The sequence below is a fragment of the Algibacter amylolyticus genome (assembly GCF_014202225.1).
GTDB classification, from domain to species: Bacteria; Bacteroidota; Bacteroidia; order Flavobacteriales; family Flavobacteriaceae; genus Algibacter_B; species Algibacter_B amylolyticus.
In genome coordinates, this window is record NZ_JACHGE010000001.1 from 308,162 (window position 1) to 333,440 (window position 25,279).

Consider the following 25,279-nt stretch of genomic DNA (forward strand, 5'->3'; position numbering starts at 1 on the left):
AAGTTTTCGTTATTCTCAAAGGTATAATTTTATTAACTTCACATCTAATAAAAAAGAAATTTATGGAGGTTATTTTAAAGCCATACGAACTAAAGTTAAGGCATACTTTTACAATTTCTCGCGAGTCTCACGATGTACAACCCAGTTTAATTGTTTGTCTTTCTTTAAACGGAAAAACAGGTTATGGCGAAGCTACTTCAAATCCATATTATAACATTACGGTTGAAAGCATGATGTTGGAAATTAATGCCATTTTAAAAGACATTGAAGATTTCAACTTTACAACACCCGATGTTTTTCATGCTTTTTTAATGGAAAAAGGATTAACTAACTTTTCTATTTGTGCTTTAGATTTGGCAGCTCACGATTTATATGGAAAGCTCCAAAACCAACCACTTTATAGTATTTGGGGAACAAACCTGGATAGCTTTCCTACTACAAATTACACGATTGGTATTGCTAGTATAGATGAGATGGTGGCTAAAATGCAAGAAACCCCTTGGCCAATTTATAAAATAAAATTAGGTACAGACGACGATGTTAGTATTGTAAAAGCGCTTAGAAAACATAGTGACGCTGTATTTAGAATTGATGCTAATTGTGCATGGACAGCAGAAGAAACCATTAGGAATGCGCCACTTTTAAAAGATTTAGGAGTCGAGTTTTTGGAGCAGCCTTTAAAGGCAAACGATTGGGAAGGCATGAAAGAGGTAATGAAACATGCTGTTTTACCCGTTATTGCAGATGAAAGTTGTATTGTTGAAAGTGATGTGGAGGCTTGCGGAAATCATTTTAGCGGTATTAATATAAAACTCACTAAATGCGGCGGATTAACACCGGCTTTACGCATGATTAAAAAAGGTAAAGCCATGGGCGTAAAAGTGATGGTGGGTTGCATGACGGAGTCCACCGTTGGTATTTCGGCTATTGCACAACTATTACCTCAACTCGATTATGTTGATATGGACGGAGCACTTTTACTTAAAGAGGATATTGCGAAAGGCGTAAGTATTTTGCCGGATGCCAAGGTGATATTTCCAACATTAGGGGGTAGTGGAATAACTTTAAAGTAATGGCTTATTATTTAAATTCATTTCCGGGAAATCATATTTCAATCCAAAAGGAAAACTATCTTTATTTTGGTGGTACTGCCTATTTAGGTTTGCAAACCGATGTTGATTTTCAAAATATATTTATTGAGAATATTAAAAAGTACGGCACTAATTATGGTGCATCGCGTAAATCAAATATTCGTATTTCTATTTATGATGAAGCTGAAGCCTATTTATCTCAACTAGTAGGAAGCGAAGCCTGTATTAGTTTGTCTTCGGGGTATTTAGCGGGGCAACTTGTGGCTCATGGTTTGAATACTAAAAAACATGGTTTTTTTTATGCACCAAATACACATTCGGCGTTAAGTTTATCAACAAGCAAAAGCCAATCGTTTTCAACGTATCAAACTTTAAAAGAAGCATTACATGTTCATTTAAAGCAAAAGCCAATCGAAATACCAGTTGTGTTTTTAGACGCTATAGAATTTTCAGGAAATAACTTTCCCGATTTTAAAGGCTTGAAATCCTTACCGCTTTCAGAACTTGTTTTGGTAGTTGATGATTCGCATGGTTTAGGTATTATTGGAGAGCACGGTGGCGGTGTTTATAAAACCATTAAAGATTTAAACCCAAAGGAACTTATAGTTTGTGGCTCTTTAGGAAAAGGGTTCGGTGTTCAGGCTGGTGCTATTTTTGGTTCTAAAAGCAGAATCTCTTCTTTAGAAAGTACAGCCTTTTTTGGAGGCTCTAGTCCTGCCTCTCCTGCTAATTTGGCTACTTTAATTCATGCTGAAGAGATTTATAAAACCAAGCGAAAACAACTAGAATATAACACAACCTTTTTTAAAAAACACTTGGATTCGCTTAATAAATTTCAATACATGGAAGGTCATCCTGCTTTTAGTTTTATAGATGAAGATCTTAATGATTACCTAGAAAGCAATCGTATAATAGTAACAAGTTTTAGGTACCCAGATATAAACTCGCCTATGATGAGTCGAATAGTTATAAGTGCAGGACATACTGAAGCTGATATTTTAAAGCTATGCAACGTTTTAAATGGCATGTAGTCTCATTTTAAAACACGCTCAAAATTGAATAATAAAAAAGCCGAATAGATTATTTCTATTCGGCTTTTTTATTATGGATATTCAAGCTTATTCAGCCCACCAAATAGGTGTTATTGGGCTTTTTTCGTTTGCTTTAACCTCATCAAAATTAGCATCTAATTCTGATGTAGGATAAGAAACTCGTCTAATCCATTCGCCTGCAAATTCATCATCAGAATTATCCTCTTCCAAACGTAGTTCTAAGCCTTTAAAAACATCGGCAGAGAAATTATAGCGTCTAAAATCATTCCAAGTTTCTGTGTTATGAATGTTTGCAATATATTTTTCCTTCATAATATGGTTTAGCATTAAGCCACCTTCGCCAACAGCTACGGCTGTGTCTGCTAAATAATCGGCACCATCTACACCTATTTGTTCCATGCTACCTTTAATTCCAGCAAGGTAAGCGTTGTAAGCCTCTGAAGTCGTGCCAGTACTAGTTGTTGTGCCACCGTTTGCTAAAAATGCCGCTTCCGACTTAATAAACATCGCTTCAGCATAAGTTAACACTTCTAGTGGTGCGCTTGCTTTTGTGTAATATCCACCATCTTTATAGTAGGTGTTTGCAGCTTCGCCATCGGAAGATTGTCCTGTTCCTCCGTTTAAAAAGCCACGCCAAGGATCAGTATCAGGTGCAGGAACATCTACCCTAATTTCCTTTACAAACATAGCTGGTAATCGTGGGTCAACTTCTACGGTCCCACTTTCAAAAGGATAAGTTGTACCATTTAGCATGCTTACCAATTGATCGTTTGGAGCGCGGAAATAATTTGAAGTTGCTCTAGCTTGCACATTAGTGGCGTAATACGGATTAAGTTCACCTTCTGGATAAGTAAGTATAAAATTATCAGAGTTTGAAGTAAACCCATTGTTAATTGAGCTTAGAACATCGCTTGCTGTTACACCTCCATTTTTCATCATGTGTAATTGCATACGTGCTTTAAATGTGTACGCTAAACGTATCCATTTTGATACATCTCCTTTATAGACAAGATCACCCGGTTCTAAATTAAACTTAGGATTTGAAGCTCCTGAAAGCGCTGATATTGCTTCATCCAATAAGGTAATCATGTCATTGTAAACAACTTCGCCATCATCAAATTTAGGCGCAGGAAATTCAAAAGGTTTACCAGCTTGTGTATAAGGTACGTTATCCCAATTGTCTACCGCAAAGCTTAAATTCATTGCTGTGATAATTTTAGCAACGGCTAAAAAATGCGGCGCATCTTGTGCGATTGCCTTTTCTTTTAAGTTTTCAATATTTGGTAATACCTTTGTGTAAATATTGCTCCATGTGCTACTATTAAAAGATTCTACCACCGGAGCAGTACCGTATCCAGCATAATACTGTGTATAGTTACATAATGATAATTCTGCATAGTAATACCCATAAATTGTATTAAACAGTGTTGGCCCTAAAATGTCCTTCATGCTAAGGTTGTCTAAAGGGACAGCGTCAGATGGTGTGTTAACATCCAAATAATCATCACAGCCAGAAAAACTGGAGATCATAGTTATTAATAGAAAGTATTTTATATATTTTTTCATAGTTCTTTTTTTAAAATCCAATTGTAACACCAAACGAATAGTTTTCGGTTAGCGGTATGCCTCTACCTGTAAAACCATATTTGTTACTTCCTGCGCCATAATCGCTTCCTTCTGGGTCGAAACCATCAAAAGGTGTCCATATTAGCACATTGCTTAAGTTAGCCGATAGTTTTACGCTTTCTAATTTTAACTTATCTAATACACCAGAGCCAAGGCTGTAGGTTAGACCTACGTTTCTTAGTTTAACCCATGATGCATCTTGTAGTAGTACTTCGGCATTACGTCTTGCTAGAGAGGTAAAGTTAAAAAATTGATACCCGGTTGCGGAACTAACTGAAAAATCTACTTCAGTATTATTTTCAATATACGTTCCTGGATTTGCTGGGTCTTCCATTACACCATCAAACACATAGGTGTCGTTTTCTCTGTACTGCATAGTGTATTCAGAGGTTCCTGCTCTATTCATTTGGTAACGTTGCCAAGTATATTTGTCGCCTCCTTTTTTCCATTCAAACAAAAAGTTTAAACCAAAACCTTTGTAATTAATGTTAGATCCTAAAGATGCTACAAAATCTGGAGTAACATTTCCAACTATTACTTTTTCATCAAAGTTAGTTTCAGGTAAGCCGGCATCGTCAATTAAAATTTCACCATCTACGCGTTTCCACTTATAGCCGTATAATGTTCCTATTTTATCGCCTTCTTGTGGTTGTAAATAAATACGTGCTCCGGTAACATCGTCTACAAAATCTAAAAATGGAATTTCTTCCGGTAACTCAACAACTTCTCCGTTATTAGTTCCGAAGTTGAAAATCATTTCCCATTTTAAGTCATCATTTTTAATAATATCACCACTAATTAACAACTCATGTCCAAATGTTTGATAAATACCTGCGTTTCTGGTAAATTGAATAATTCCGGTAGATGGTGCTGTTCCTACAGGGAAAATAGCATCGTACACTTTTGAGTTGTAATATGCATAATCTAACCTAATACGGTTTTTAAGAAAACGGAAATCTAAACCTAACTCGTAACCTTTGGTGCGCTCAGGTTTTAATTCGGGTTCACCAACATATCTATCGGTAACATAACCACCTGTGCCTGCCCAAGGAAAATTTGGGTCGGGGTAATTAAAAAATCCAACTTGCCCGGGAATAGTTCCGTTACCAACCTCTGCATACGAAGCTCTAATTTTACCAAAAGAAACCACGCTATTATTGCCAAATATATCTTTCATATCGTAAGCTAAACTTGCCGATGGATAGAAATAAGAGTTGGTGTCTGTTGGTAAAGTTGAATCTTTATCGTTTCGGCCCGTTAGAGATAAAAAGAGTTTATCATCATAACTTAATTTAAGTTCTCCAAAAAATCCAACAAGGCGTTTTTGGGTTACAAAATTGGATATCGATTGGTTTTCTTGAATGTTACTAATATGATTAAAATAAGGCAGGTTTAAACTTTGCCCGTACATTCTGTAGCTTGTTCTTTTATTGTCTAAAATAGACTGCCCTAATAAAAGTGAACTGCTTACTTTATCGGAAAAATCGTGAGAAAGTGTTACAAGTAAATTAGATTCTAAACCTTTGAAAATATAATTTTGATCGACAATATAGCCGTTTACTCCAGAGCCACCATCTAAATCGGCAGGAACAAATCTATTTATAAGCGTTGTAAAGTTATCAATTTGCCCTGTATAGTTAACGTTTATCCAATCTTTCGGATTCCAGTTTAGGTTTATATTACCAACCCAACGATCTGTATCTTCTGTTAATGCGCTTATATAAGCGTTATATCTTGGGTTATCAATAAATCCAGGAAACAGGGCGCGATGCGATCCGTCTGGATTTAAATAATCGTTAATAGGGAATGTAGGCGACCACCACCCTAAGGCACTCATTACAGATTTGTCGCCACCAGTGGCTTTAGTAGAGCTCGAGTTTGAATAATTAACGGTTGCTCCAATTTTAAAGTTATCGGTTACTTGGTACCCTGCTTTAAATCTTGAAGAAATTCTGCCAAACTCAGAGTTAGGTAAAGTTCCGTCTGATGATGTGTTTCCTAACGACATGTAGTAATCAAACTTTTCATCTGCACCAGAAATATTAAAATTCTCGGTGTGTGAAATACCGGTATCAAATAAATCGTAAGGGCTGTAAAAGCGGTCATTGCTTAAGTCTATAACGGTGTTATCGGTATGTGTGTAAGAATCGTCTGTGTAACGCACACCCCAAGTCATTGGTCCATTATAATTACCAACGCCTGTTACAGTAAATCCAGTTTCTGTTTCTGGAGTGTATGTTCTGTAAGGTGCTCCATATCGTCCTTCTCTAAAAGTAGATTGGATACCTGGTGTAGTTTTAACATTATTAAATGTTGTGCTGGCAGAAAAACCTATTTTAGGCTTCCCTAATTTTCCTTTTTTAGTGGTAATTATTATAGCTCCATTTGCAGCTCTAACACCATATAACGCTGTTGCTGCAGCTCCTTTTAAAATGTTATAGCTTTCTATATCGTCTGGGTTTATATCAGTTGCTCTGTTCGAAAATGAAAACTGAGAGTCGGAGCCCGCAGAGTTTGTTCCAGAAGTTGGTAGAATATTACCAGAAAATGTATCGTTATTAATAGAGACACCATCTACGACAATTAAAGGTTGATTGTTTTGATTAGGATTCATAGAAGACATGCCTCTAATTAAAATATCTACACCACCGCCAGGAGTTCCCGAAGTTTGAGATATTTGTAAACCCGCCACACGACCTTGTAAGGCAGTCATAGCATCGTTTTGTCCTGTTAAGTTAAGGTCTTCTGTTTTAACCTGTGTTACAGAATATCCAAGAGATTTTTCTTTCTGTTCAATACCAAAAGCGGTAACAATAACTTCGCCAAGTATATCTGTGCTTTCTTCTAGGTTAATATTTAATGTGGTTCCTGTTACTGTTGCTTCTTTGGTTTTAAAACCTAAAAAAGAAAACTGTAATACATCACCTTGTTTTGCGGAAATTTTATAATATCCATCAAAATCAGTTGATGTTCCGTTACTTGTTCCTTTTACTTGAATATTTACACCAGGCAACGGTACGCTAGAAGCATCCATTACTTGACCACTAACAGTTATGTTTTGTGCAAACATAAAACTGCATGTAGCTGTAAAAAAGACAAGAAAAGAGAGGGTTGCTTTTTTCTTCATAAAATAGAGTTTGAATTGTTAGTCATTCAAATATATTGTTTTTTTATTGTTTTTCAATATTTGTTGAAAGATTATTTGTAATCGTTAAATTTGGTAATAAATATTTATCAAATATGTTAAAAAGCTTTATTTTACAATGAATTCCTTAGTTTTATGATTTGAAAAAAAAGAAAGGTGTAATTATTTTAAAATTATTTATTGATGAGAGTGTTGACTAATAGTATATTATTTGTTTTGGTTTACTTCTTTTTATTTAGTTGTAAATCTGCTGCGGTTAAAAAAAGCATTACAAAACAATTTGAATCGCCATTTTATAACAATCAATTTACAGGGCTGTTAGTGTATAACCCTAAAAACCACGACACTATTTATAAGTATAATGCTGATAAATATTTTACGCCGGCAAGCAATACTAAAATATTTACTTTGTTTACAGCATTGCAATTTTTACCAGAGCAGCTTCCTGCTTTTAAATATGAGGTGGATAATGATACTATAACTATTCAAGGTGTTGGAAATCCTGCATTTTTACATCCTTTTTTTAATGATAGTACGGCATTAAAACTGCTTAAGCCGTATAAAAAGGTAAACCTAATTTTAGATAATTTAGTTGATGATAAATTTGGTCCTGGTTGGGCTTGGGAAGATTATGATACTTATTTTAGTCCAGAAAGAAGCAGTTTTCCTATGTACGGAAATGTACTAACTATTAGTAATCAAGATAGCTTACAAAGCACACCAAGGCTATTAAAAAATAACATTCAACTTGCCGAGTCTAAGAAGCGAAGAGCTTATAACGCTAATGCGTTTTATTATAATCCCAAAAGGAAAGATACTATTGAGGTACCTATGGTTTTAAATGACGAATTAATAACTAAATTTTGGCAAGATTTACTACCTAATAAGGTTGAGGTTTCTAAGTTTTCGGGAAGACAATTGAATAAAATAGCTTACAACGTTCCCGCAGATTCTTTGTATAAACGTATGATGGTTGTAAGTGATAATTTTTTAGCAGAACAGATTTTAATTATGGCTTCTTCTGTGCTTTCTGACACTTTAAGTTCTCGTAGAATTCGCGATACTATATTAAATAATCAATTAAAAGATTTAAAACAACAGCCTAGGTGGGTAGATGGTTCCGGTTTAAGTAGGTATAATTTATTCACGCCAACATCCTTTGTGCAAGTGCTAACAAAATTATATAAAGCATTACCTAGAGCGCGCTTGTTTAACTTATTTCCCGTTGGTGGAGCGTCAGGAACCCTAAAACGTTATTATTCGGGAGTTAGCGAACCGTATATTTATGCGAAGTCAGGAACTGTAGGTAACAATTACTCTTTAAGCGGGTACTTAATAACTCATTCTGGCGAAACTTTAATATTTAGTTTTATGAATAATCATTACAAAACATCATCTAAAGAGGTTAAAAAACAAATGCAGCTTATTTTAGAAAGTCTTCGCGATAATTATTAAACCTAGTGCTTTTTGTTAAGTTTTATTTTAAAAGCTTATGATAAACGGATTGGTATTTTACAATTCTTTGGATTCTTGCAAAACATGAATTTAAAAGCTTAGATTATTGTTTTAGGTTTTTATGTAGTATTTTTGATACTTACATAAAACAAAAAAACAGTTTAAAAATGGCAGTTGAGGTTACCACGACATGGTTAGGAGATATGAGGTTTGAAAGTACAAACCCATCAGGACATAATTTATTTATTGATGCAGGAGAGGAAAACGGAGGCAAAAGCGAGGGATACCGTCCAAAAGCTTTAATGCTATCGGGATTAGCAGGTTGTTCTGGTTTAGATGTTGCAGCATTAATTAAAAAAATGAAGTTAGAGGTTGATACATTTAAAATTGAAACCGAAGCAAATTTAACCGATGAGCACCCAAAGTATTATGATAAAGTAGCCATGCATTTTCATTTTTATGGGAATAATTTAAACGAGAAAAAGCTACAACGCGCGGTAGATTTATCTATTGAAAAATATTGTGGCGTTATGGAAATGTTTCGTCAATTCGCAGAACTAACCATAGAAACACATTTTCATAAAGCATAAAAAGGAACCAATAAAGTTTACTTTTTACAACAAAATTGCAATCTCTCAATGCGCTGGACATTAAAAACAGAACCTCCAAAAGAAAAAGTTAAAGCTTTGCAAGAAGCACTTCAGGTAGATGCTATTACTGCAAAGTTATTAGTTCATAGAGGTGTTGATAATTATGAGGATGCTAAGCGTTTTTTTAGACCAAGTTTAGAAGATTTACACGATCCATTCTTAATGAAAGATATGGATAGGGCTGTTGCACGTATTGAAAAAGCTATTGCTAATAAAGAAAATATTTTAGTTTATGGCGATTACGATGTGGATGGCACCACGTCTGTAGCCTTAATGTCTTCATATTTAAAAACGAAACATAATTTAGTTTATACATACATTCCTAATAGGTATGATGAGGGTTATGGTATTTCGTATAAAGGAATAAATTTTGCTTTAGAGAATGATTTTTCGCTAATTATAGCTTTAGATTGTGGTATAAAATCTGTTGATAAAGTAGCGCATGCCAAAACACTTGGTATCGATTTTATTATTTGCGATCACCATAGGCCAGGAGATGAAATTCCAGATGCAGCAGCTGTATTAGATCCTAAAAGAGAGGATTGTAACTATCCTTTTAAAGAGTTGTGTGGTTGCGGTGTGGGCTTTAAGTTAATTCAAGCCTTAGCGTCTAAAGAAGGTAAAACTGCAGAAGATTTAACTGAGTATTTAGATTTGGTAGCTACAGCCATTGGTGCAGATATTGTTCCTATTGATGGAGAGAATAGAGTTTTGGCTTATTTTGGTTTGATAGTAATAAATACAAACCCAAGGTCTGGTATAAAAGCCATTTTAGATCAGGTAGAAAAAACCACCTTAACTATTACCGATGTTGTGTTTATTGTAGCGCCCAGAATTAATGCTGCAGGACGCATGAAACATGGTAATTATGCGGTAACATTATTATCTGAAGAAGAGCCAGATATGGCTAAAAAGTACGCTGCCGAAATTAATGAGTATAATTTAGATAGACGTGAAACGGATAAACGAATTACAGAAGAAGCTCTTAAGCAAATTGAAGAACAAAAAGAACAGAACCGCCTTACTACTGTTGTTTTTAATGAAGATTGGCATAAAGGCGTTATTGGTATTGTGGCTTCTCGATTAATAGAAACGTATTACAGACCAACGCTAGTATTTACAAAAAGTGGAAATAAATTGGCTGCCTCTGCACGATCTGTAAAAGGGTTTGATATTTATAATGCTTTAGGAAATTGTAAGGAACATATTGAGCAATTTGGAGGACATAAATATGCTGCAGGTTTAACGCTAGAGCCAGAAAATTATGAAGCCTTTAAAAAAGCTTTTGAAGATGAGGTTTCTAAAACCATAGATAGAGATTTATTGACTCCTGAAATTAAAATTGATGCTCAAATTGATTTAGATGACATTACACCTAAATTTCATAGAATTTTAAAGCAGTTTGCGCCTTTTGGTCCTAGTAATATGACTCCGGTTTTTTTAAGTGAAAATGTAATGGATACCGGCTATGGTAAGTGTGTTGGAGCAGATAAAACACATTTACGTTTAACGGCAACGCAGCCAGAATCGGCAACTAAAATAGTTTGTATTGGTTTTGGATTGGGTAAAAAAATAAATAAAATTACCGATGGTAAATTATTTCGTGCTGCTTACTCTATTGATGAAAACGAATGGAACGGTAACATTAGTTTACAGCTAAAGTTAAGGGATATTAAGAAGCAAAAGTAATAGATTTTAATACTTAATTATGGCTAAAACCGACCCGTATGCGGCACTGCGCATAAAGGAGTTTAATATATTTTTATTGCTTCGATTGTTTTTGGTTTTTGGTTGGTCTATGCAATTTATTGTAATAGAGTGGCAGGTATATAGCTTAACAAAAGACCCTTGGAGTTTAGCCTTAATAGGAGCTTGCGAGTTTATTCCAGCTTTTTTTATGGCGCCGTTTTCTGGTCATATTGTAGATCAAAAAGAGAAACGAAATCTTTTAGCACTTTGTATAGCTGCTTTTTCTCTAATTAGTTTAGGCCTTTTTTTATTAACCACCAATATGGTAATAACTAGTTGGTCCACAAATCGTATTTTATATTCAATTTATGCACTTGTGTTTTTTGGTGGTTTTATGCGTTCGTTTTTTGGTCCAATTATCTTTTCTTTGATTGCTTTAATTGTTCCTAAAAAAATATACCCTAATGCGGCTACTTGGAGCACAAGCACCTGGAAAACTGCTGCCGTTTTAGGTGCGCTTTTTGGTGGTTTTTTTATTAGTTGGATGGGAGTACCAAGTACCTTATGTGTTGTGTTTGTTTTAGTAGTTATTGCTTTCTTCTTAACTTTTTTAATAAAAAAGAAACCTATTTTAAATAAGAAAATAGGCGAATCGGTAAAAGAAAGTTTAAAGGCTGGTGTTTTGTTTGTGTTTCATAACAAAGCGATACTAGGCGCTTTAACTTTAGATATGATTGCGGTGTTATTTGGAGGTACTGTTGCCATATTAGTAATTTTTGCGCAAGATATTTTAGAGGTTGGAAGCCAAGGTTTGGGTATTTTAAATGCATCAATATCTTTAGGAAGCATTATTACCATGTTTGTTACTACCTACATTCCTATTAGCAAAAACACGGGTAAAAAACTGCTTGTTTCAATTTTTATATTTGGTTTAAGTATGATTGGTTTTGGCCTTTCGTCTGTTTTTTGGGTAAGCGTTTTAATGTTATTTATTAGTGGTGCAGCAGATGGCATTTCTATGATTATTCGTCAAACTATATTGCAGTTAAAAACGCCAGATGATATGCGTGGTCGAGTATCTTCGGTTAATTCTATGTTTGTTGGATCTTCTAATGAATTGGGGGCTGTTGAAAGTGGTGTAGCTGCTAAATTAATGGGTCCCGTTGCTGCTGTAGTTTTTGGAGGTACCATGACCTTGATTACTGTTATTGCCATTGGAATTAAAAACCCTATACTACGAGATTTAGATTTAACTGCCGATATGGGGGAAAATCAAACTACGGAATAGTCATTTTCTTTAATTATATTTACCCTAACAAAAAAACGAAGATAAAAAATGAAACAAATTATCATATTTTTACTAGTTATTGTTGTGTTGGCTATAGGTTACAATACCTATAAGGAACACAAGCGTTTTACGCCTCCAGAATATGAGTATGTTACAAATAAAAATATTGATTTAAATTACCATGATCGGTCTTTTTTGTTGCATTATTACAAGGCTATTGAAGATTTAAATGGATACGTAATTACGCAATGGAGCGCTAATGGTATAGATGTAAGAAACTCGGATAGCGATGATGAAGAGGAATTAGCGGCTATTTCTAAATATACAGATAAACTAGGTGCTGTAAAGTTTTATGAAGATCAATTAGTGAAGTCTAAAACTTTAAAAAATAGTGGTTTAACTAATGCTAATATTAGGTTGCTGGAAACCGAAGGTATCAGTCAAGCTGAATTTGAAAAAGAAAAAACACAAAGTAAATTGATTACCCTTTTTAATAATAATATCTCTGAGTTGAGGATTGGGCAAAAAAGTGTATTCGTTTATGAACTTCAAAAGCTACTAGTAAAGAAGGGCTTTGATATTCCAGTTGATGGATTATATAAAACCATTACAAGAGATGCGGTTTTATCTTTTGAAGAAAAAAACGGACTATTTCCTGATGGTAAAGTAGATTTATTAACCTTTGAAGCTTTATTGAAATAGCTTACTTGTACTCTTTAAGTTCCATGTTTTCGCCATCGAAAACGCCATAGGTGTAATACTGAATCCAATCGCCTAGGTTAATATATTTAGATGCATCGTTAAGGTCGATATTTAAAGGTAAATGTCTGTGGCCAAACACAAAAAAATCTAGGTGTTTATTTTCTAACTTTCGTTTGCAATATTGTACTAGCCATTCGTTTTCTTCTCCAAGAAATATAGCATCATCATCGCCAGAAATAAGTTTGTTTTTTACCGATAAGTATTGTGCCATTCGAACACCTAAATCTGGATGTAACCAACGGAAAAGCCATTTAAAAAATGGATTTGTAAACACTTTTTTCATGCGCTTATAGCCTTTGTCTCCGGGGCCTAAACCATCGCCATGACCTATTAAAAAGGTTTTGTTGTTAAAGGTAAATTCTTTTGGTTTATGGTAAACAGGTATGTTTAGTTCTTCTTCAAAATAGCCATTCATCCAAAGGTCATGATTACCCACAAAATAATAAATAGGAATTCCTGAATCGCTAATTTCGGCAAGCTTACCAAAGGTTCTTGTAAAGCCTTTTGGTATTACGGTTTTAAACTCCATCCAGAAATCGAATAAATCGCCTAAAAGAAAAATGGCTGCAGCATCGTGTTTAACTTCGTCTAACCAAGCTACGAACTTTTTTTCGCGAGGAAAAGAAGCCGCTTTGGTTGGTGCCCCTAAGTGATTATCTGAGGCGAAATATATTTTTTTTCCTTTTGGAATTTGCATGCGTAAATATACTAATTCCTGAGCATGCTAGATTATTTGATTTTAATATTTATTGTTTTATAACTAGAGAATTTTAATATTTGGTTAGGCGTTTTTTGGAGAAAATCTATATATTCGTTAAGTACTGAAAACTAGGTGTTTATTTTTTGTTGTTAGTAAAATATCAGGAAAATTAAATTGGGAAAATCAAGAAATTATGGGGCTATTAAAAAAACTAGGTAAATGGTTATTAATTCTGTTGGGGGTTATTATCGGAGCTATTTTAATTTTATTAGTAATTATTAAATTTAATAGTTCTGGTGTCGAAGAGCCTTTTTTAGATGAAAACGGTGAGGTGCTGCCAAATAGTATTGCCATGCATGAAGATATGTTAATACGAGGTGTGTCTCAAAGAATTACTATTAGAGGAAAGGATGTTAATAATCCTGTGCTTTTAATAGTTCATGGTGGTCCAGGTGCTCCCATTTTTCCTGTTATTTATAAGCTTTCTGGTATTGATTTGGAAGATTTATTTACGGTTTGTTATTGGGAGCAAAGAGGTTCGGGTCTCGCGTATAACGATAGTGTGCCAGATGCATCCATTACTTTAAATGAAATTGTAGATGATGGCTTGGAAGTTTCAAATTACTTAAAGAAAACTTTTAAAAAGGATAAAATTTATATTGAAGGTTTATCGTGGGGTACAGCAGTAGCTGCTTTTATGGTTCAAAAAAAACCGGAGTTGTACCATGCGTATATAGGCAGCGGTATTTGTGCTAAGCAAGCAGAGTCGGAAATATTATCTTATGATTTTGTTATGGCAGAAGCGCAAAAACGTAACGATACGGTATCTATTAATCAATTAAAAAAAATAGGAAGGCCGCCGTATACCAATAAACCGGGTATGGAAATTAGTGATGCTATAGAAATTGAAAGGACTATTGTGTTTAAGTACGCGCCGATAAAAATGGATACTGGTTTTAATTTAATTAAAGGTATGTTTATGGATAACGGGTTAACCTTTAAGGAAAAATTTACAGATATGATTAATAAGCCCGAATCGTATTACCCGGCTGCAAAACTAATGGAATCTACGGCGCTTAATGTAAATCTTTTTCGTGATGTACCAGAACTGAAAGTGCCTGTTTATTTTATGCATGGCGATAACGATCACTTTACAGAAACCGAGATTGCTAAGGCTTATTTTGATGCGCTAGTTGCACCATCAAAAAAATGGTTTTTGTTTGAAAATGGCACACATGGCGTTCAAATTGAATATCCCGAAAAGTATCGTGCTATTTATGTTAATGAGATTTTAAAAAAGTAGCTTTTCTGGAAACCATCCAGGTAAGCAAAGCATTTTTTACGGCTAAAAGTTGGTAAATATGCCCGCGTTAGGGATTGCAACGGATAGCCCACAGCCCGACGTAGGAGGTGCGAGGACTTGTAGTGGAAAGCCCGACCCCTCGGGTAACGCCAAAAAAAAAGCAAACCTATTTCTAGATTTGCTTAGTTATTTTTAAGGCTAAATGGAAATTATTTAGCTTCTGCGTAACGTTTTTCTACTTCGTTCCAGTTAACTACATTAAAAAATGCGCTAATGTAATCTGGACGACGGTTTTGGTAGTTTAGGTAGTATGCGTGTTCCCAAACATCTAATCCTAAAATTGGAGTTCCTCCACAACCAATTCCTGGCATTAATGGGTTGTCTTGGTTTGGTGTAGAGCAAACTTCTACTTTACCACCTTTATGTACGCATAACCATGCCCATCCAGAACCAAAACGTGTTCCGGCAGCTTTAGAGAATGCGGCTATAAATTCATCTTTAGAACCAAAAGCAGCATCGATAGCGTCTTTTAATTCGCCAGATAAGCGTCCTCTATCTTCTGGATTTAAAACATCCCAGAATAATGAGTGGTTGTAAAATCCACCTCCGTTATTTCTAACTGCGGCATTATCTAAATCTAAATTTTCTAGAATATCGTTAATTGATTTTCCTTCTAAATCTGTTCCTGCAATGGCGTTATTTAAGTTGTTTGTGTATCCTTGGTGGTGCTTAGTGTGGTGTATTTCCATGGTTCTAGCATCAATATGAGGCTCTAAAGCATCATAAGCATATCCTAATTTCGGTAATTCGAAAGCCATAATTTTTTTTGTTTTTAGTATTTATATTTATTTTAATTCAAATTTACGGATAAAAGAGGTCAATAAAAAATAATTAATTGTTATCAACTCATTGATAGTTTTTATATTGTAACAAATCATTCTTTATGCAGGAAACACATCCTTTTAGTATTTATAATGCTTCTGCGGGTAGCGGGAAAACCTATACCTTGGTTAAAGAGTATTTAAAAATACTTTTTAAGTCTAACCATCCTGAGCCTTTTAAGCGTATACTAGCTATTACGTTTACCAATAAAGCGGTTGCTGAAATGAAAGGGCGTATTGTGGAGATGCTTAAAGCGTTTTCTAATCCTGCTGTTTTAAATGAGCCAACACCAATGTTTAAGGATCTTTGTGAGGAATTGCAGATGGAACCTAATGTGCTTCGAGAAAAATCGGATCATTTATTAAATACGATTTTACATAATTATTCAGCTTTTGATATTTCGACCATTGATGGTTTTACCCATAAAGTAATACGAACATTTGCTCACGATTTAAGATTGCCTTTAAATTTTGAAGTTGAATTAGACCAAGATTCTTTATTAACCGAAGCTGTAGATAGTTTAATAGCTAAAGCAGGAAATGATGATGAGCTTACCAAAATTTTGGTTGATTTTGCTGTTGAAAAAGCTGATGATGATAAGAGTTATGATGTGGCTTTCGATTTTAATAAAATTGCTAAACTTTTAGTTAAGGAAAACGATTTGCCTTTTATTGATACACTAAAAGATAAAACCTTAGCCGAATTTAAGGAGCTTAAAGTGCAATTGCGAAAGGAAATTGCTACGGTAGAAAAAGATATTGTGGAAAATGCCAAAACGGTGCTCGATTTAATAGCGCAATCTGGCCTAGAGTTTAAAGACTTCTCAAGAAGCACGTTACCAAATCACTTTTTAAAAGCCTCGAAGTTAGAGTTTTCGGGTATTTACAATAATAATCTAGAGGAAAATATTATTGAAAGACAGAAAATTTATGCAAAAACCGCAAAGCTTGAAATCTCAAATGCCATTGATGCTTTATTACCTGAAATAGAATTGAGATATAAAACGAATAAAATAAATGTTTTTCATGTTAAGTTTTTAAGAGCTTTTTATAGAAATATAACGCCACTTTCGGTTTTAAATGCCATAAATACTGAGTTAACGGCTTTAAAGGAGGAGCAGAATAAAATGCTAATCTCGGAGTTTAATGCTATTCTTAGTAAAGAGATTGCAGGACAACCTACACCGTTTATTTATGAACGCTTAGGCGAAAAGTTTAAGTATTATTTTATTGATGAGTTTCAGGATACCTCGGTGATGCAATGGGAAAATTTAAAACCCTTGTTAGATAACTCGCTTTCTGGTATAAACGGTAGCACCATGTTGGTTGGTGATGCTAAACAGGCCATTTACCGATGGCGTGGTGGTAAGGCGGAACAGTTTATGGATTTGTTTAATGAAAAGGACAAACCGTTTCAAATTAATCAAGTTGTAAAACATTTAGAAGCGAATTACAGAAGCTTTAAAGCTGTAGTGAATTTTAATAATGGATTGTTTAAATTTTTGGCAAGCAGCTTTTTTAATGATGCAGATCATCAAGACCTTTACCAAAATTCTACACAGCATATTACCAGTGGAAATGAAGGGTTTGTTAAGCTGTCTTTTTTAGACCTAGATAAAGAAGATAAAAGGGATGAGGAGTTTCCTGAAGCAGTTTTAAAAACCATAAATACATGTTTAGAGAATGGTTTTAAATTGGAAGATATTTGCGTTTTAGTAAGGAAGAAAAAAGAGGGTGTTGCAATTGCAGATTATTTGAGTCAACACAAAGTACCCATAATTTCTTCTGAAACGTTATTGATAAATAATTCGCCCGAAGTTGTTTTTATAAATAATGTTTTGGCCCTTTTAGTTCAACCAGAAAATAACGACATTAAAATTCAAGTTTTAAATTATTTAACGACACTTTTTAATATTGAAGAAAAGCACGATTTTTTCACGGCACATATTAATTTGCCAACCGATGAGTTGTTTAAAAGTTTCGAGACTTATAATGTGTTTATAGATGCTAACATGTTATTACAACGTCCGCTTTACGATTTAGCCGAAACTATTGTAAGATCTTTTGGTTTGGTTAAAACATCCAACGCTTATATTCAGTTTTATTTAGACATTGTTTTAGATTTTTCAATGAAAAAAGGCTCTGATGTTTCGGGGTTTTTGGATTATTTTGATAAGAAAAAGGATAATTTAAGTATTATATCGCCCGAAGGTCAGGATGCTGTTCAGATTATGACCATTCATAAATCTAAAGGATTAGAGTTTCCGGTGGTCATTTTCCCTTATGCTGATTTAGATATTTACAGGGAGTTGGAGCCTAAAGAATGGTTTAGTTTAGATAAGGAGAAGTATAATGGTTTTTCTAGTACACTTTTAAATTATAATAAAGATTTCGAACATTATGGAGAAGAGGGTCTACGGATTTTTAATAAACATCAATCAGAACAAGAATTAGATAGTATAAATCTGTTGTATGTGGCTTTAACGCGCCCTGTAGGGCAGTTACATATTATATCTTCTAAAGATATTTCGGCCAAAGGCGAGATTAACAATAAAAAGTATTCGGGATTATTAATTAATTATCTGCAACATTTGGGGCTGTGGCAAGATTCAGAGCTTGAATATAGTTTTGGGGACCCTAAAAAGGTATCGGAACCTGTTGGGAATAAAAAAGAAACGTATACTCAAGAGTCCTTTATATCAACAGCTAAAGAAGACCATAATATAAATGTCGTTACAAAATCTGGTTTATTATGGGATACTAACCAGCAGGAAGCTATCGAGAAAGGGAATTTAATCCATAACCTTATGGCTAAAATTGAAACTATAGATGATGTAGATGCTGTAATGGAAGACTTTGTAAAGGATTCTGCTATACAGAAAGAACAAATTAAGCTTCTTAAAGACACTGTTTTGCAAATAATTAATCATCAAAAACTAAAAGCATTTTATACAAAAAGTAATACCATATATAATGAACGCGATATTATTACTAAAGATGGCATTATTTTGAGACCGGACAGGGTTATTGTAAATTCTGATAACGAAGCTGTAATTATAGATTATAAAACGGGTTCTGAAGATATAAAATATGCGCAGCAGCTACAATCCTATCAAGATGTTTTGGAAGAGATGGATATTAGTGTTAAAAAGAAAGTTCTTGTATATATAAATGACGATATATTAGTTAAGGATGTATAGTTGTGTTGAATACGAAACGTACTATCGTTTAGTGAAAAAATAAGTCTGTTTAAACTGTATTAGTATATATGGAGTGTTCGAAATAGTACGGTAGTGGGCAAAATTTAAATGTTTTGATATTATAGACCACTATTTAGCAGTTTTATGCCGTTAAACTGTGTCAATCTATTGTTAATATGCGTTTTATTTGGCTGAGCTTTGTTGTAGGATTCTTTTTTTAATCGTTCTTTTCGTAAAGCTAGAAATGTATTGTAACTCGTGGCAGCCCTCGTAAAACAAGACTTACATAAGATGTTGTAGGTATTAGTTAGTGTAGGGGAAGCACTTAAAGTTATCTAAATTCATTATGAACTATCGACGAACTACTTGTTTATCCTATTTTTTTATATATTTGTCTTTGTTAATAACATTTAACAACTTACTTTTGCAGTAAATTTAACACTTAAAATTAAACTTTTGAATATGAAAAATCTTAGCAGATTATTGTTCGCTATGTTGCTTGTACTTGGTTATAGCAACGTTAATGCGCAAGACCAAAACAACCCATGGCAAATTTCTATCGGGGTAAACGCAGTTGATTTCTATCCTACAGGAGACGGAGCACTTTCTAAAGGCGGTTTCGCTAGTGAGTCTTTTGGAGAAGAATTTGCAAATGCGACAGACCACTGGAATGTTTTACCTTCTTTATCAACGATCTCTGTATCTAAATATTTAAGCGATGGTTTTTCTTTCGGAATTACTGGATCTTTAAATAAAATTGATAAATACGGTGATATCAGTGTAAATCCTGATGTAGCCAATGAAGTATCTGATTTATCATACTACGGTGTAGATGGTACAATTAAATACAACTTTCTTGAAGGTACAACTATCGATCCTTTCTTAGGTCTTGGTGGTGGTTACACTTGGGTAGATGAAATTGGTGCTGGTACTGTAAACGGAACTTTAGGTTTCAACGTATGGTTTAACGAAAACATTGGTTTAACTGTGCAAACAGCTTACAAACATGCTTTTGAAGATTACTTAGATACACACTTCCAACATACTGCAGGTATCTCTATCAAATTTGGTGGAACTGATACTGACGGTGATGGAATATATGATAAAGACGATGCTTGTCCAGATGTTGCTGGTTTAGAAGCTTTCAACGGTTGTCCTGATACTGACGGTGACGGAATCGAAGATAGTAAAGATGATTGTCCTAACGAAGCTGGTTTAGCTGAACTTAACGGTTGTCCTGATTCTGACGGTGATGGTATTGCTGATAACAAAGATAACTGTCCTACAGTTGCAGGTTTAAAAGCATTAAACGGTTGTCCTGATGCTGATGGTGACGGTGTAACTGATGCTGATGATAAATGTCCTAACGAAGCAGGTCCTTCTGCAAACAAAGGATGTCCTTGGGCTGATAAAGACGGTGACGGTGTATTAGATAAAGATGATAAGTGTCCAGAAGTTAAAGGTACTGTTGCAAACAACGGTTGTCCTGAAGTAACTCAAGCTGTTCAAGCAACACTTAACGCTTATGCTAAAACTATCTTATTTGATACTGGTAAAGCAACTATAAAAGCACAATCTGCTGCTGTATTATCTGATATCATTGGTATCCTTAAAGAATACCCAACAGCTAAATTTACAGTTGAAGGTCATACTGATAGTGTTGGTAGCGATCAATTAAACCAAAGATTATCTGATTCTAGAGCTAATTCAGTAAAAGAATATTTAGTTGAGAATGGTATTGATGCTTTCAGATTATCTGCACTAGGATATGGAGAGGCTAGACCAATCGATTCTAACAAAACTAGAGCTGGTAGAGCAAACAACAGACGTGTAGAAATTAACTTAGCTAAATAAGAAATAGCTAATTAAATTTTAAACAAATAAGTTTACAAAAAACGCTTCGGATATCCGAAGCGTTTTTTATTTTTATAGAATGACAACTTTCATTCACGATGTTTTAAATGATTTACAAAATGATAATCAGAATTTTTCTGAATTAACTTTTGTTCTACCCAGTAAAAGAGCAGGACTCTTCTTAAAGCATCAGCTTGCTGAGGTTGTAGAGAAAACTATTTTTGCTCCAGAAATACTAAGTATTGAAGAGTTTGTTGAAGATTTATCCCAGATAAAATCAACCTCTAATACAGGGCTTCTTTTCGAGTTTTATTCCATTTATATCCAATTAACAAAAAAAGAACAAGCAGATTCTTTTGAGTCTTTTTCAAATTGGGGACAAATTTTACTTCAAGATTTTAACGAAATAGACAGATATCTTATTCCTCAAGAAAAAATATTCGATTATTTAAGCAGTATCCAAGATTTAAATCATTGGTCATTAGAGGAACCTCAAACCGATTTTGTTAAAAATTATTTAGCCTTTTGGAAAAAACTTTATGGTTACTATAATGCGTTTTCAAAGCACTTACTAAGCAAAAATATAGGCTATCAAGGTTTAATTTACCGCGAGGCGGTTAATAATCTAAAAAACTATATTAAGAATAACGCTAAAAAGAATCACGTTTTTTTGGGTTTTAATGCGTTAAATACTTCCGAGGAAACCATAATTCAAGAGTTATTAAAAAATAAGTTAGCAAGTGTTTATTGGGATGTCGATCGTGCTTTTATGGAGAATAAAAAACACGATGCAGCCTTGTTTACTAGGCAACACAAAAATAATTGGCCGTTTTTTAAAAAGAACCCCTTTAATTGGATAGCCGATAATTATTCCAAAGACAAAAATATTTCTGTATTTGGTGTTCCTAAAAACATAGGGCAGGCTAAACACATTGGTAGTATTTTAGAATCTTTGCAAAAAAACAACGGTTCATTAAAAAATACGGCAGTAGTATTGGGCGATGAAAACTTGTTAATACCCGTACTTAATTCATTGCCATCAAGTATAGATGCTTTAAATGTTACTATGGGGTTTCCTTTAAAGTCAATTCCTTTAACATCGTTATTTGAGGTTCTTTTTCAATCGCATAAAACCAATTCAAATTCATTTTATTTTAAAGATGTTGTTAAAATAATATCCCATCAATTTATCAGACCATTGTTTTTTATTGAAGACGTGGACTATGCTGCTTTAATAATTCAGACTATCGATAAAAATAATCTTGTTTACTTAAACAAGGAGCGCTTATCAAAAATGGCTACCGCATGCCATACAGTTATAGATTTATTATTCGCTAATTGGGATAATTCAATTCCATTTGCGCTAGAAAACATATCTAAATTAGTATTGGCTATGAAGGCTAATTTGGATAAGGATAAAGCATCAAACTTATTGCAGTTGGAATATGTTTTCCGTTTTAACGAATTATTTACCGAGCTTAAACGATTAAATGAAGAGCATCAACACATTAAAGATATTTCAACATTATTTAGTGTATATAAAGAGCTATTAAGTACCGAAACTCTAGATTTTCAAGGCGAGCCATTACAAGGTTTGCAAATTATGGGAATGCTAGAGTCTCGGGTTTTAGATTTTGAAACTGTAATTATAGCCTCTGTAAATGAAGGTATTCTGCCAGCAGGAAAAAGCAATAACTCCTTTATTCCTTTCGATGTTAAACTAGAAAACAAACTACCAACATTTAAGGAAAAAGACGCTGTTTACACCTACCACTTTTATAAGCTTTTGCAACGAGCTAAAAACATCTATATAACTTATAACACGGAGGCCGATGTGCTAACTGCAGGAGAAAAAAGTAGGTTTATTACACAGCTAGAGCTAGAAGGTATTCATAAAATTAATAGTAAAATAATAACACCACAAGTTCCGCAAATTGAAAAGGAATTAAATGTGGTAAAAAAGAATAGTGATTTACAACAAAAATTAATAGAAGTCGCTGAAAGCGGATTTTCACCTTCATCGTTAACCAATTATATTAGAAACCCTATCGATTTTTATTATCAGAAAGTTTTAAAAATTAGAGAACATAATGATGTTGAAGAAACTGTTGCAGCAAATACATTAGGAACTGTTGTTCATAATACTCTAGAGGATTTTTATAAACCTTTTGTTGGTGAATTTTTGACCTCTGAAGCGGTTAAAAAATTAAAACTCGACATAGATAAAAGAGTCACTTATCATTTTAAAAATGAATATAAGGAAGGCGATATAACAAAAGGTAAAAATCTTATTATCTATGAGATTGCTAAGCGCTATGTAAATAACTTTTTAGATCTTGAATTAAAAGCATTAAAGGCTGGAGATCAAATAAAGATTATAGCTATTGAGGCCGATAACGATATTGAAATTAAAATCCCAGAAATTAATTATCCTGTAAGATTAAATGGTAAGGTTGATAGGGTAGACGAGTGTAACGGCATTACCAGGATTATTGATTATAAAACGGGTAAAGTAGAATCAGGCCAGGTTGAAATTTCTAATTGGGAAGATCTTACAACAGATTATAAAAAGTATAGTAAGAGTTTTCAAGTGCTTACATATGCTTATATGATGCATCAATCTGGAGCTATTAATTTACCTATTGAAGCTGGAATTGTATCATTTAAAAATCTGAATAAAGGGTTTTTAAAATTTGGTAAAAAAGAAGGGTCTTCAGCTAAAAGTAAAATTGCTTTAATTACTGATGAAACCTTAGCTAATTTTGAAACAGAGCTAAGAAACTTAATCATAGAAATATGTAATCCGAATATAGATTTTACCGAAAAAGAAGTATAAATATGATTATAACAAAGAATAGTATTATTTCTGGAAAGCATGAAAAACCTATCCTTACCGATGTTTTTTATAACCAAGACCATGGGCAAAAACCTGTGGTTATATTTTGTCATGGTTATAAAGGTTTTAAAGATTGGGGCCCTTGGGATTTAATGGCGGAAGCGTTTGCAAACGCAGGCTTCTTTTTTATAAAGTTTAATTTTTCATATAATGGTGGAACGGTAGAGCAACCCATAGATTTTCCTGATTTAGAAGCCTTTGGGAATAATAACTATATTAAAGAGTTAGATGATCTCGAATCGGTTATCGATTGGATAAGTAATCATACCAAATATCAACCAGAAATTAATACAGGTAATATTAGTTTAATTGGACACAGTAGAGCTGGAGGTATTGTAACTATAAAGGCTGAAGAAGACAATCGAATTAAAAAGGTAATAAGTCTTGCTGGTGTTTGCGATTTCGGAAAAAGGACATTTACCATTGGAAATTTAGAAGAGTGGAAAAGAGATGGTGTTAAATACGTATTAAACGGTCGTACCAAACAACAAATGCCTCACTTTTATCAGTTTTATGAAAATTTTGTAGCCAACGAAGAGCGGTTAACTATTAAACGTGCGGTTTCAAATTTAAAAATACCGTATTTAATCATTCATGGCGATGCCGATACAAGTGTTTTAATTGACGAAGCTTATAATCTTAATAATTGGAATTCTAATAGCCTTCTAGAAATTATTGAAAGCGCTAATCATGTTTTTGGAGGGTCTCATCCTTGGTCAAAAGATAACTTACCAAAGGCGTTAAAAGAAGCGTTAATTATAAGTATTCAGTTTTTAAATAATTAAAACTAACGCTTCGTGGTGGAGAAGATCGGATTCGAACCGACGACCTCTTGACTGCCAGTCAAGCGCTCTAGCCAACTGAGCTACATCCCCTTGTCTTTATTTTAAGCCACTTAAAACTAAAACAGGCACTTTACTAAAAAAGTCCTTTTTTAGAATGGTGCTCTTTTCCCATTTTTTAACAAAGAAACCTCTTTTTCTTCTAACAACGCACAACATGTCTGGATTGTTAGATTGAAAATGCTCCAAAACACCTTGAAATGTAGTGGCGTTTCCGCTTTTAGTAACTTGGTCAACAATAGTACTAAGTTCCTCTTTAACTTCAAAATCACCTTCATTATAAAAAGGCGTTTTTACAAGTAATAAATTTAAAGTAGCATCAAATTTCTTTTTAACGTCAAGTAACGGGTTTAAGGCATTTTCTTTTTTTATAATAGCCGATTTTACCGCCATTAAAATGGTTTTTACTGGCGAAAACTTATAGCCCTCAGGAATAATTAGCGCCGGAACATCCATTTGTTTAACAATCTTACCCGATGTCTTTCCTAAATAGACTTCATCTTTAATGGAGTTGGTTCTCGGTTCAATTAAAACCAAGTCAATATCAGCAGCTTTACAAGCTAACTCTAAAGTGTCAACTAATTTTCCTTTTAAGGTTTTAACAACAATTTCAACATTTTTTGGGTCAATTTTAGATACCAAATCATCTAAAAACATTTTACTTTCTCTTTGGATAATATCGTCCACACGTATCATAGTACCTGCTTTTGTGTACACATTATATACTTGTACAATAAAAAGTTTGGCGTTAAAGGCTTCTGCAAAATCTACAGCGTACTGTAAATGGCTTACTGCATTTTTCGACGATCCAACTGGGACTAAAATATTCTTCATACCTAAGAGTT

At 33.9% G+C, this 25,279-nt stretch carries 17 protein-coding genes and 1 tRNA gene; 12 read left to right on the plus strand and 6 right to left on the minus strand.

What is annotated here, in order from left to right:
• The first annotated feature begins 62 nt into the window (after positions 1-62).
• A complete protein-coding gene (locus tag HNQ90_RS01375) occupies positions 63-1,073 on the plus strand; it encodes a dipeptide epimerase (RefSeq protein WP_144114866.1) in 1,011 nt (336 codons plus the stop codon).
• Positions 1,073-2,122 carry an aminotransferase class I/II-fold pyridoxal phosphate-dependent enzyme gene (locus HNQ90_RS01380; RefSeq protein ID WP_144114867.1) on the plus strand — a complete coding sequence of 350 codons (1,050 nt, stop codon included), beginning with the start codon at positions 1,073-1,075 and terminating at the stop codon, positions 2,120-2,122. Before HNQ90_RS01375 ends, HNQ90_RS01380 begins: the two co-directional genes overlap by 1 nt.
• Before the next feature lie 87 nt (positions 2,123-2,209).
• Here HNQ90_RS01380 and HNQ90_RS01385 read toward each other — a convergent pair whose 3' ends face one another.
• Together HNQ90_RS01385 and HNQ90_RS01390 are read right to left on the minus strand one after the other, a co-directional pair.
• Positions 2,210-3,709: a SusD/RagB family nutrient-binding outer membrane lipoprotein gene (locus HNQ90_RS01385; RefSeq protein ID WP_144114868.1), complete on the minus strand. Its 1,500-nt coding sequence runs from the start codon at positions 3,707-3,709 to the stop codon at positions 2,210-2,212.
• Between the two features lie 10 nt (positions 3,710-3,719).
• Positions 3,720-6,896: a SusC/RagA family TonB-linked outer membrane protein gene (locus HNQ90_RS01390; RefSeq protein WP_241678309.1), complete on the minus strand. Its 3,177-nt coding sequence runs from the start codon at positions 6,894-6,896 to the stop codon at positions 3,720-3,722.
• 201 nt (positions 6,897-7,097) lie between these two features.
• On the opposite strand from HNQ90_RS01390, the gene HNQ90_RS01395 reads away from it, so the two are divergent.
• From HNQ90_RS01395 to HNQ90_RS01415, 5 genes are all read left to right on the plus strand, one after another.
• Positions 7,098-8,369 carry a D-alanyl-D-alanine carboxypeptidase gene (locus tag HNQ90_RS01395; RefSeq protein WP_144114869.1) on the plus strand — a complete coding sequence of 424 codons (1,272 nt, stop codon included), beginning with the start codon at positions 7,098-7,100 and terminating at the stop codon, positions 8,367-8,369.
• Positions 8,370-8,536: 167 nt separating this feature from the next.
• The gene (locus HNQ90_RS01400) at positions 8,537-8,959 is read left to right on the plus strand and encodes an OsmC family protein (protein ID WP_144114870.1); all 423 of its coding nucleotides are present in this window, start codon (positions 8,537-8,539) and stop codon (positions 8,957-8,959) included.
• A 48-nt stretch (positions 8,960-9,007) separates the two neighbouring features.
• Positions 9,008-10,708, plus strand: a complete 1,701-nt coding sequence (gene recJ, locus HNQ90_RS01405) for a single-stranded-DNA-specific exonuclease RecJ (RefSeq protein ID WP_144114871.1) — start codon at positions 9,008-9,010, stop codon at positions 10,706-10,708.
• A 19-nt stretch (positions 10,709-10,727) separates the two neighbouring features.
• Complete coding sequence (locus tag HNQ90_RS01410) at positions 10,728-11,996, plus strand: MFS transporter (protein WP_144114872.1); 1,269 nt, start codon at positions 10,728-10,730, stop codon at positions 11,994-11,996.
• A 48-nt stretch (positions 11,997-12,044) separates the two neighbouring features.
• The gene (locus HNQ90_RS01415) at positions 12,045-12,698 is read left to right on the plus strand and encodes a peptidoglycan-binding domain-containing protein (RefSeq protein WP_144114873.1); all 654 of its coding nucleotides are present in this window, start codon (positions 12,045-12,047) and stop codon (positions 12,696-12,698) included.
• Between the two features lies 1 nt (position 12,699).
• On the opposite strand, the gene HNQ90_RS01420 is transcribed toward HNQ90_RS01415, so the two are convergent.
• On the minus strand, positions 12,700-13,455 hold the full coding sequence (locus tag HNQ90_RS01420; protein WP_144114874.1) for a UDP-2,3-diacylglucosamine diphosphatase: 756 nt from the start codon (positions 13,453-13,455) through the stop codon (positions 12,700-12,702).
• 196 nt (positions 13,456-13,651) lie between these two features.
• On the opposite strand from HNQ90_RS01420, the gene HNQ90_RS01425 reads away from it, so the two are divergent.
• On the plus strand, positions 13,652-14,761 hold the full coding sequence (locus HNQ90_RS01425) for an alpha/beta fold hydrolase (RefSeq protein ID WP_144114875.1): 1,110 nt from the start codon (positions 13,652-13,654) through the stop codon (positions 14,759-14,761).
• Between the two features lie 209 nt (positions 14,762-14,970).
• Here HNQ90_RS01425 and HNQ90_RS01430 read toward each other — a convergent pair whose 3' ends face one another.
• Positions 14,971-15,579, minus strand: coding sequence for a superoxide dismutase (locus tag HNQ90_RS01430; RefSeq protein ID WP_144114876.1), 609 nt, complete (start codon positions 15,577-15,579; stop codon positions 14,971-14,973).
• Between the two features lie 125 nt (positions 15,580-15,704).
• On the opposite strand from HNQ90_RS01430, the gene HNQ90_RS01435 reads away from it, so the two are divergent.
• From HNQ90_RS01435 to HNQ90_RS01450, 4 genes are all read left to right on the plus strand, one after another.
• A complete protein-coding gene (locus tag HNQ90_RS01435) occupies positions 15,705-18,842 on the plus strand; it encodes a UvrD-helicase domain-containing protein (RefSeq protein WP_144114877.1) in 3,138 nt (1,045 codons plus the stop codon).
• 462 nt (positions 18,843-19,304) lie between these two features.
• Positions 19,305-20,696, plus strand: a complete 1,392-nt coding sequence (locus HNQ90_RS01440) for an OmpA family protein (RefSeq protein ID WP_144114878.1) — start codon at positions 19,305-19,307, stop codon at positions 20,694-20,696.
• 79 nt (positions 20,697-20,775) lie between these two features.
• Complete coding sequence (locus HNQ90_RS01445) at positions 20,776-23,532, plus strand: PD-(D/E)XK nuclease family protein (RefSeq protein WP_144114879.1); 2,757 nt, start codon at positions 20,776-20,778, stop codon at positions 23,530-23,532.
• A gap of 2 nt (positions 23,533-23,534) precedes the next feature.
• The gene (locus HNQ90_RS01450; RefSeq protein WP_144114880.1) at positions 23,535-24,377 is read left to right on the plus strand and encodes an alpha/beta hydrolase family protein; all 843 of its coding nucleotides are present in this window, start codon (positions 23,535-23,537) and stop codon (positions 24,375-24,377) included.
• Positions 24,378-24,390: 13 nt separating this feature from the next.
• Here HNQ90_RS01450 and HNQ90_RS01455 read toward each other — a convergent pair.
• Positions 24,391-24,467: transfer RNA gene (locus HNQ90_RS01455), tRNA-Ala, on the minus strand.
• 6 nt (positions 24,468-24,473) lie between these two features.
• Complete coding sequence (locus HNQ90_RS01460; protein WP_144114881.1) at positions 24,474-25,268, minus strand: universal stress protein; 795 nt, start codon at positions 25,266-25,268, stop codon at positions 24,474-24,476.
• Positions 25,269-25,279 lie beyond the last annotated feature (11 nt).

Coding starts and splice junctions, on each gene's coding strand:
- HNQ90_RS01375 (WP_144114866.1), top strand. CDS start 63: ATGGAGGTTATTTTAAAGCCATACGAACTAAAGTTAAGGCATACTTTT.
- HNQ90_RS01380 (WP_144114867.1), top strand. CDS start 1,073: ATGGCTTATTATTTAAATTCATTTCCGGGAAATCATATTTCAATCCAA.
- HNQ90_RS01385 (WP_144114868.1), bottom strand. CDS start 3,709: ATGAAAAAATATATAAAATACTTTCTATTAATAACTATGATCTCCAGT.
- HNQ90_RS01390 (WP_241678309.1), bottom strand. CDS start 6,896: ATGAAGAAAAAAGCAACCCTCTCTTTTCTTGTCTTTTTTACAGCTACA.
- HNQ90_RS01395 (WP_144114869.1), top strand. CDS start 7,098: ATGAGAGTGTTGACTAATAGTATATTATTTGTTTTGGTTTACTTCTTT.
- HNQ90_RS01400 (WP_144114870.1), top strand. CDS start 8,537: ATGGCAGTTGAGGTTACCACGACATGGTTAGGAGATATGAGGTTTGAA.
- recJ (WP_144114871.1), top strand. CDS start 9,008: ATGCGCTGGACATTAAAAACAGAACCTCCAAAAGAAAAAGTTAAAGCT.
- HNQ90_RS01410 (WP_144114872.1), top strand. CDS start 10,728: ATGGCTAAAACCGACCCGTATGCGGCACTGCGCATAAAGGAGTTTAAT.
- HNQ90_RS01415 (WP_144114873.1), top strand. CDS start 12,045: ATGAAACAAATTATCATATTTTTACTAGTTATTGTTGTGTTGGCTATA.
- HNQ90_RS01420 (WP_144114874.1), bottom strand. CDS start 13,455: ATGCAAATTCCAAAAGGAAAAAAAATATATTTCGCCTCAGATAATCAC.
- HNQ90_RS01425 (WP_144114875.1), top strand. CDS start 13,652: ATGGGGCTATTAAAAAAACTAGGTAAATGGTTATTAATTCTGTTGGGG.
- HNQ90_RS01430 (WP_144114876.1), bottom strand. CDS start 15,579: ATGGCTTTCGAATTACCGAAATTAGGATATGCTTATGATGCTTTAGAG.
- HNQ90_RS01435 (WP_144114877.1), top strand. CDS start 15,705: ATGCAGGAAACACATCCTTTTAGTATTTATAATGCTTCTGCGGGTAGC.
- HNQ90_RS01440 (WP_144114878.1), top strand. CDS start 19,305: ATGAAAAATCTTAGCAGATTATTGTTCGCTATGTTGCTTGTACTTGGT.
- HNQ90_RS01445 (WP_144114879.1), top strand. CDS start 20,776: ATGACAACTTTCATTCACGATGTTTTAAATGATTTACAAAATGATAAT.
- HNQ90_RS01450 (WP_144114880.1), top strand. CDS start 23,535: ATGATTATAACAAAGAATAGTATTATTTCTGGAAAGCATGAAAAACCT.
- HNQ90_RS01460 (WP_144114881.1), bottom strand. CDS start 25,268: ATGAAGAATATTTTAGTCCCAGTTGGATCGTCGAAAAATGCAGTAAGC.